We start from the raw sequence: 7,358 nt of genomic DNA on the forward strand, positions 1-7,358 counted from the left end.
CCACGACCGGGGGCGCGTAGCTCAGTGGTAGAGCGCTGCTCTTACAAAGCAGATGTCGGCGGTTCGAAACCGTCCGCGCCCACAGCAGAGAAGGGCCAGCTTGGGGGGGGAAAAGCGCCCAAAAGGGCCCCCGGCCGTTCTCCCCCCTCCGTCTCGCCCTGCTCACCCCCCACCCGCCCCGTCCCGTCCCTGTCCCGTCCCCGCACCTGGCCCACACCACCCGCGGGACCAGGTACCCTAGGCACTCGTCGTGCGCCCGCGGGGCCACGACCGGGGGCGCGTAGCTCAGTGGTAGAGCGCTGCTCTTACAAAGCAGATGTCGGCGGTTCGAAACCGTCCGCGCCCACAGCAGAGAAGGGCCAGCCGTGCCACCCCCGTGCCAGATCCAACCCGTCACGACCACCTATGTGGTTCGGGACAGCTTCTTCTCGCCAAGAGTCCTGACCGCAGAGCGCAGCGCCTCTGTGCTAGGCGTGGTGGAGTTCCAGGGGGAGCTGCTTCGGGCCTTGAGTACGCATTCGACGGCCGTCCTGGTGGTTTCCTCACTCGCCGCAGCCACAAGGTCGACCGTGAGCAGATCACGGCGATAGACCAAGAAGCTCGACCATTCGTTGGAGAACGTAGGAATGCGGGGATAGCAGTCCAGCCCGCGGGCGGACAGCATGGTGAAGACCTGCTTTAGACGGACCATCTTCAGACGTTCCTTGCCCTCTAGGGACCGAACAAGCGAGTTGCGGATGATGACCGCACCCCCGTGATGGTCGACACGTGCTTCGATCGCTTCCACTGTGCTGTGGCACACATGCACTGACATCAGTACCGCCTTAGGCCAGATAGGTGGCGCCAGGATCGTGCCTCTCTATAGGGCCCCGACTGAGAATGGGCGATGGCAGTCCACGAGCGGTTTGCGTGGTGTATAAGCAGGCCGAGTTCAGACGGCCGAACGGATGACTCGCGGAGCATGCAGCACTGCAAAGGACCAGCTCAGAGGCATGATCCTCATGAACTGGCCCTCGGCCGATTCCCTAGCGCTACTTGCTCCAATGTCCTCTGCCCGGCAGGTTCCTACGCCGTTGTTTCTTGGCCACCAAGTGCTTGGCGGACGGCTTCGCCCATGCGGTCGGCGATGGCCCGGTCCCGGTCGCTGGTCATGTGCTGATAGATCAGCGCGGCCCGGGCGCTGCTGTGGCCCATCCGGGTCATGAGCTCGCGAGTGCTGGCCCCGTTCTGTGAGGCGAGGGTGTTCCCGGTGTGGCGGAGGTCGTGGAAGTGGGCATCCTTACTCACCCCGGCGGCCGTGCGGGCCCGGATCCAGTCGTCCCGGAAGTTGCTCCGGCGGAGCTTGCCGCCGCGGGGCCCGATGAAAAGGTGCCCGTCCGAGCCGGGGCCAGCGTACCGGTCGAGGTGGTGTGCCAGGTCGTCCACGATCTCGACGGGGAAGGCCACCGGCCGGAAGCCGGCGCGGCTCTTGGGCGCCTTGTCGTAGAGGCGCCCGGAGTTCAGCTCTGCCTGATTGCGTTGCACTCGGACGAGCCGGTTCGCCAGGTCGACGTCCCGCCGTCGAAGAGCCGCCAACTCGCCGAAGCGGAGCGTGGTGAACGCGGTCAGCAGCATCAGGGCCCGCCAGCGCGGCCCGATCGCGTCGGCTACGGCGAACACCTCGGCGACGGACAGGACCGGCCGCTCCGGGACATCGTAGGTGTCGGCGCCCTTGATCCGGCACGGGTTGCGCTGGATCGACTCGTCATCGAGGGCGGTGTTCATGATGGCCCGCAGCAGTTGGTACGCCTTGACCACCGAGGGCTCGCCGGCCCCGTCCTCCAGGAGCGCGGACCGCCAGGAGCGCACCCGTGCCGGAGTGATCTCGGAGAGCATACGGTGCCCCAGGCCGGGTTGGATGTACTGGCGGAGGGTGACGGCGTACAGCTCGCGCGTGCTCTCCTCCAACTTACGGTCCCGCAGCCAGGCCGCGGCAAAGTCGCCGAGCTTGACCTTCCCGGCGTCCGGGTCGCTCCACCGGTCGCGCTTGATGTCGGCTTTGATGAGCGTGAGCGCGACATCGGCGTCCGTCCTGGTGGGGTAGGTCTGCTCAACGGGCCGCATCAGGCCGGTGACCGGGTCGGGATAGCGGATCTGCCACCGGCCGGAGGCGAGTTGGCGGACCGAGCCGAAGCGTCGACGGTTGCCCCTGGAGTTGGCCATCACGCCACCTTCCGGGCCGGACGACGGCGGGAAGCCACGGGCTGCACGGTCCGTTCGGCGATGAACGCGTCGATGGCCGAGGCGGGGATGCGCACGTGGTGGCCGACCTTGACGTAGGCGATGCGTCGTTCGGCGATCAACCGGCGGGGGAACCGTTCCCCGCTGGTCTCCCAGGTGCCGAGCAGTTCGGCGGCCTGCGCGGCGGTCAGCAGGCGGTCAGTCATGGGTCGGTTCTCCTTCCGTGCCGGGTGCGGGTTGCAGCGCTTGGGTGAGCCAGGCTTCACCGCGGGTGAGGCCGAGGCCGGCGAAGACCCAGTGGGCGAGGACGAGCGTGGTGTCGTCGGTGGCCGGGGTGTCGGGGCCGTGGAGGCGTTCGAGGGTCTGCGCGCGGCGCCAGCAGTGCGGGCGTCGCGGAGGGCTCCGAGGGTGTCGCAGACGCCGCAGGGGGCGGGCTTGGCGGCCCAGTGCTTGGAGTCGCGCCAGTCGAGGAGAGCCATTGGTCAGGCCGCCTTGGCGGCGGTGGCCAGCGGGCGGGTGACGCTGCCGGTGCCGTGGCAGGTCGGGCAGGTGACCGGGACGGTGGCGCGGGATCCGTCGCGCAGGCGCACACCGGTGGCGATGTGCGCGGTGGCGTGACCCGAGCAGTTCGGGCAGATACGGGTCGGGGCGTGGCTGTGCTGCGGCATGATGGTGCTCTCTTTCGTGGGCTTCGGTTCGGGAAGGGGTTGCGACCTCGGGGCGGCGGGATGCTTGGCGGCATGTTGCCGCCCCGAGGCCGGTCTTGCTTGTCGGTGGTGCGCGTTACGGTCCTGCCGTGCGGCCGGCTGCAGGGGAATCCAGCTCTGTAGAAACAGGCGTCTCCCTGGTCTGTCTGGGGGTGGCCCGGGTAGCGCCCGGGACCTAACCGACGACTGGGCTCAGTTGAGAGTCTTCGGAAGGCCCGCCAGAGCCAGCCGCACACAACTCGATGTCAGCGACGGCGGGAGGTACGGCCGTCGCGCTTGTGCGCGTACATGTCCCGGTCGGCGGAGGCGAGCGCGTCCGTGAGCGAGACGACCGGCAGCTCGGTGACGGGGCAGATGCCCACCGAGGCGGAGGCCGGGAGCATGCAACCGGCGTACGGAACCGACTGGTTGAGGGCCGTGCGGAGTTCGGGAAGGCGCGCGGGGGCGTCCAGGACGGCGGCGGCGAACTCGTCCCCACCGAGGCGGGCGGCGATGCCGGGACGGCCGCACCAAGCGGACAGGCGGGCGGCCGTGGCGGTGATCACCGCATCGCCGGCGACGTGGCCGTAGGTGTCGTTGGTGGCCTTGAAGTCGTCCAGGTCGATCAGCAGCACCGCGGCGCCGTCCGGGTGGCGGTGGGTCAGCCGGTGGGCGCGGGCGGTGAAGCCGTCGCGCGCGCGGAGCCCGGTGAGCGGGTCACGGCGGGCGCCGCACGTCCGGACACACGACGGGCGGACGCTCCTCGACATGCCGCAGGCCAGCTGAGTCAGCGGGGCTTCCTGCCGCGCTTGCCTATCTGACTCCAGACGTAGCGGTGGCGGGCGATGGTGAAGACCCGGTCCACTCGGTTCGGCGACAGCACGGCCGGCCGGGAGGGCAGGACGGAGGCGATCTGCTCGCCGTCGACGACCGTCACTCCGGGCTCCGCGCCGAGCGTGATCTTCTGGGCGCCGACGATGGCGATGACAGGATGAACGGGGACGTCGAAGCCGCACCATTCGGTCAGTAGCCTGGCGGTTCGGTTCGCCTCGAACTCGGAGTTCTCCAGGTACGGGAAGCCGTTGCGGTTGACCTTCACGACCTTGTCGCCGACCCACACAGTGGCGCCCGGGTGGTGCTTTGAGTTGACCGTGAAGACACCCGGCGGCCCGATCACCACGTGGTCGATATCGGACCCGGACGGCAGCGGCACCCCGTGCAGAACCTTCCGGCCGGCGGTCTTCAGCGCCCCCAGCCGGGAGCCTACGATCTGTTCGCCCTCCAGTCCCCGGACCGTGCTCGAATCACCGAGGCGTTGACGGGAGAGCTTGGCCGCCAGCCGGACGAGCAGCTTGTACTTCTCCTCGCCCGCGCGCACCAGGCTCTTCAACCCAGCGCCGGGGAGGTTCTGCGCGAGGTCGTCCTCCTCCCGCATCGGGGGCAGGAACGGGACCTCCGCCCGCGGTTGCGGCACACGAGCTGGGGTTGCCTTGGCCGGAGCTGCCTTGGTCGGCTGGCTCTTCTCTCCTCGGTGCTTGACGGTGCGCGGTGGCACGTGGCTGCCTGAGGACCCACACCACTCTGCAACCTTGGCCAGCGCAGAGGCTTCGAACTCCGAAACCTCGACCGTAACCACCCCGGTCTTGCAGTCCAGCCAGGCCACCGAATCGCCGCGGGCGCCCGCCTTATTGACGTAGAGACGCTCCTTGCCAGGCACCCGCCACGGCTTGATTACCAGGTCCGTCATGCATCCCCCTTGCCGGTCCTCCCTGACACGGGATCAGCATGCCCACGTACCGATCAGCAGGAACTCGGAGGACCAGCCAGCCAGACCGGCTCGGTCGGAGGGCCAGGTGGCGGGGGTGAGGGGAGGGGAGTGCGTAAAAATCTTCTCCACGGGTTTAAGGGCGCGCACAGCGCGCCAGCGCGCGGCCCAGGCCGCTCGCCGTCGCTCCTGTCTCCGCCCCGCTTCGGCGGCGGCGGGCCGCGCACGTCGAGCGTGCGGCCGGGAGGGTGCCGAGGTTAGAGCCCGTCGTGGCTGGGGTCGGGCGGCTCCACGGTTTTACCCACCTCCCAGGCTTGGGACCCGAGTCGAGCAAGAACGGGGGGCCACTCGGCCAAATTGCGGTCAGGCCCAAAAGCCCTGACCGAGTCGCAACAGCTTACGGCCCCCCGATCATGCTCGACCCCAAACCAGGCAGGACACCGGCCAAAACCGCTCCCCCGCCCGCGCCGGTACACAAACCGCCCAGTCTAGCCGCTTGACGGTGCCAAGCTGAGATGATTTCTGCAATATGCGCAAAGTGGGCGACAGGGCAGTAGGCATCGTGCCAAAATCTGAGGCTCGCCCCACGCTGTGGATCCCCACCGGAGGACAGTTTTGTCAGGTGCACAGACACTCATCACCACCGTGTACGAGCAGTGGAAGGAGCAGAACGCTGCTCACATGAGGGACAGCGATGCGTGGGAAGTGTTTCTTGCGTGGCTTCTTCTACGAGAGAAGGAGGTTACGCTTGACGCCATTAGTGACGGAATTGTTGATGGCTCTAACGATGGCGGCGTGGACGCCATTTACTCCCTCCTTGAGGGGAGCATTCTTCCGCTTGACCATCAGGTTGTTGAAGACCCTCAGGCTGCAAAGGAACTCCCCGAAGGCCTGGAGCTGACGCTCTATGTTGTGCAGTCGAAGTTCTCAAAAAGCTTTACCCAGGCGACAATCTCGGCGCTTCAGTCCGTTCTTCCGTCTGTTCTGGACCTTGCGTGCGACCTTGACTCGCTGGCTAGTGAGCTCAATGACCAGGTGCGCGAGAAGTTTCACGTTTTCCGAAAGGCCTATCGGAATCTCCTTGTCAGGCGCCCAAAGGTGAATGTGCGAGTGATTGTCGGTTGCCGTGGCCTGGCTAGCGAGATTAACGTTAATGTGAGCGACCGGGCCGAAAGGCTCCGAGAAGACATTCTCCAGAAGCTTCCTTCGGCCAGTGTTGTAGTCGAGATGCTTGGCGCGGAAGAGCTTTGGCGCATGTACGACACGCGTCAGGCGGAGACGATTACGCTTGAGTGTGACGAGGTGCTTACCAGTGGTGAGTCTTATGTTGCGCTTGCAAAGCTTTCTAGCTTCGTCAAGCTGATCTCCGATGAGTCGTTTACCCTGAGGCGCCACCTATTTGAGGCCAACGTCCGGGATTATCAAGGCCAGGTGGCCGTCAATAAGGAGATCTTGGGGTCGCTGCGCGAGGCCGACGGGCCGGAATTCTGGTGGCTCAACAATGGTGTGACGATTGTCTGTGACGAGGCGCATAGTGTGGGAAAAACGTTCGCCCTGAAGAATATTCAGATCGTCAACGGGCTGCAAACATCGCATACCATCCATAATTGGTTCAAGGAGTCCGCCGAAGCCGGAGAATTTGCTCCGGCGGGCGGTGATCGCAAGATCCTGGTTCGCGTCATCAAGGCCAGCGACGATGCAGTCCGGGATAAGATCATTCGTGCGACAAACCGCCAGACCCCGGTTCCTGACGCCTCCTTGCGCGCAACAGATGAAATTCAACGGAGGATCGAGGCGTACTTCGGCGCAAAGGGGCTTTTCTATGATCGAAGGAAGGGTTACTACAGGAACCTCGGAAAGGATCCGGCGAGGATCATTAGCATTCCTTACCTCGGTCAGGCTATGTACGCCATTGCCTACGGCCGGCCTGAGGTTGCCCGAGGTAAGCCGAACTCACTGCTGGCTGAAGATGCTCGCTATCGACAGGCCTTCGATCCGACGGCGAGTCCACAGCTCTTCTACTGGTCTGCCAGCGTGCTTCGCCGGGTAGATGAGTATCTTCAGTCATCACGCTCGCAGACTCGTTACGCCGACCGGCGTCATCTTGCGCCGTTCGTAGCTTTTGCTCTTGCGGTCGAAATCCTGGGAAGGAGCCCTTCACATTGGCGAGATGTCGAAGCATTGGCTGAAGAGAATCATCAATTCTCTGAAGTGGAGCTGGAGTCTGCCGTGACTAAGGTAAAGGTGGAGCTTGACTCATTTACGGCGAGCTCTAATATCTCCATGTCCGATGCTACTAAGCGGCAGCCTTTTACGAAGCACCTGGTTCTCGGAATCCTCGGCGATGTTCTAGAAGCTTAGTGGGGAGCGCACTGGCTGAGGGGCAGCGATACTGATCTGGCTGTGCCATAGCCGTGCCAGATCAGGCGGTACGTGGCGGTCAGTTGCGGGCGCCGGCGGTGTGACGAGCGGGGAACTGGCAGGCCGGGCGCGGTGCAGGTCAGGGCGGGGGCCCACGCCAAGCCTTACAAAGCAGATGTCGGCGGTTCGAAACCGTCCGCGCCCACCAGCGCCCGAGGGCCGGTCCAGGAGGTAAGCCTCCTGGACCGGCCCTCGGCAGTTCTGCCCTCGGGTTACGGCCGAACGGGGCGGCCGGTGGTCGGGGACGGCCGGGCGGGGGCGGGTGG

The 7,358-nt window shown here is 65.6% G+C and carries 7 protein-coding genes, 2 tRNA genes and 1 pseudogene; 3 read left to right on the forward strand and 7 right to left on the reverse strand.

What is annotated here, in order from left to right:
* Positions 1 to 10 precede the first annotated feature (10 nt).
* Both IF30_RS0139555 and IF30_RS0139560 read left to right on the forward strand, forming a co-directional pair.
* Positions 11 to 82: transfer RNA gene (locus IF30_RS0139555), tRNA-Val, on the forward strand.
* A gap of 192 nt (positions 83 to 274) precedes the next feature.
* Positions 275 to 346, forward strand: a tRNA-Val gene (locus tag IF30_RS0139560).
* Positions 347 to 403: 57 nt separating this feature from the next.
* Here the strand turns inward: IF30_RS0139560 and IF30_RS0139565 are convergent.
* The 7 genes and pseudogenes from IF30_RS0139565 to IF30_RS46125 all read right to left on the reverse strand — a co-directional run bounded on the left by IF30_RS0139565 (position 404) and on the right by IF30_RS46125 (position 4,653).
* On the reverse strand, positions 404 to 814 hold the full coding sequence (locus IF30_RS0139565; protein ID WP_158835948.1) for a hypothetical protein: 411 nt from the start codon (positions 812 to 814) through the stop codon (positions 404 to 406).
* A gap of 251 nt (positions 815 to 1,065) precedes the next feature.
* Positions 1,066 to 2,202, reverse strand: a complete 1,137-nt coding sequence (locus IF30_RS0139570) for a tyrosine-type recombinase/integrase (protein WP_030247775.1) — start codon at positions 2,200 to 2,202, stop codon at positions 1,066 to 1,068.
* Positions 2,202 to 2,426 carry a helix-turn-helix domain-containing protein gene (locus IF30_RS0139575; RefSeq protein ID WP_030247777.1) on the reverse strand — a complete coding sequence of 75 codons (225 nt, stop codon included), beginning with the start codon at positions 2,424 to 2,426 and terminating at the stop codon, positions 2,202 to 2,204. Before IF30_RS0139575 ends, IF30_RS0139570 begins: the two co-directional genes overlap by 1 nt.
* Positions 2,419 to 2,630: pseudogene (locus IF30_RS50025) on the reverse strand (replication initiation protein); the annotation flags it as partial. The pseudogene IF30_RS50025 and the gene IF30_RS0139575, both read right to left, overlap by 8 nt.
* A 72-nt stretch (positions 2,631 to 2,702) precedes the next feature.
* The gene (locus IF30_RS0139580) at positions 2,703 to 2,888 is read right to left on the reverse strand and encodes a hypothetical protein (RefSeq protein WP_030247779.1); all 186 of its coding nucleotides are present in this window, start codon (positions 2,886 to 2,888) and stop codon (positions 2,703 to 2,705) included.
* Positions 2,889 to 3,172: 284 nt separating this feature from the next.
* Complete coding sequence (locus IF30_RS0139585) at positions 3,173 to 3,676, reverse strand: GGDEF domain-containing protein (protein WP_037902895.1); 504 nt, start codon at positions 3,674 to 3,676, stop codon at positions 3,173 to 3,175.
* 17 nt (positions 3,677 to 3,693) lie between these two features.
* Positions 3,694 to 4,653 carry a nuclease-related domain-containing protein gene (locus IF30_RS46125; RefSeq protein WP_078892056.1) on the reverse strand — a complete coding sequence of 320 codons (960 nt, stop codon included), beginning with the start codon at positions 4,651 to 4,653 and terminating at the stop codon, positions 3,694 to 3,696.
* A gap of 663 nt (positions 4,654 to 5,316) precedes the next feature.
* Here IF30_RS46125 and IF30_RS0139595 point away from each other — a divergent pair.
* Positions 5,317 to 7,032, forward strand: a complete 1,716-nt coding sequence (locus IF30_RS0139595; protein WP_158835951.1) for an AIPR family protein — start codon at positions 5,317 to 5,319, stop codon at positions 7,030 to 7,032.
* The last annotated feature ends 326 nt before the right edge of the window (positions 7,033 to 7,358 follow it).

It is taken from the genome of Streptomyces sp. NRRL S-350, from assembly GCF_000719705.1.
Classification (GTDB): domain Bacteria; phylum Actinomycetota; class Actinomycetes; order Streptomycetales; family Streptomycetaceae; genus Kitasatospora.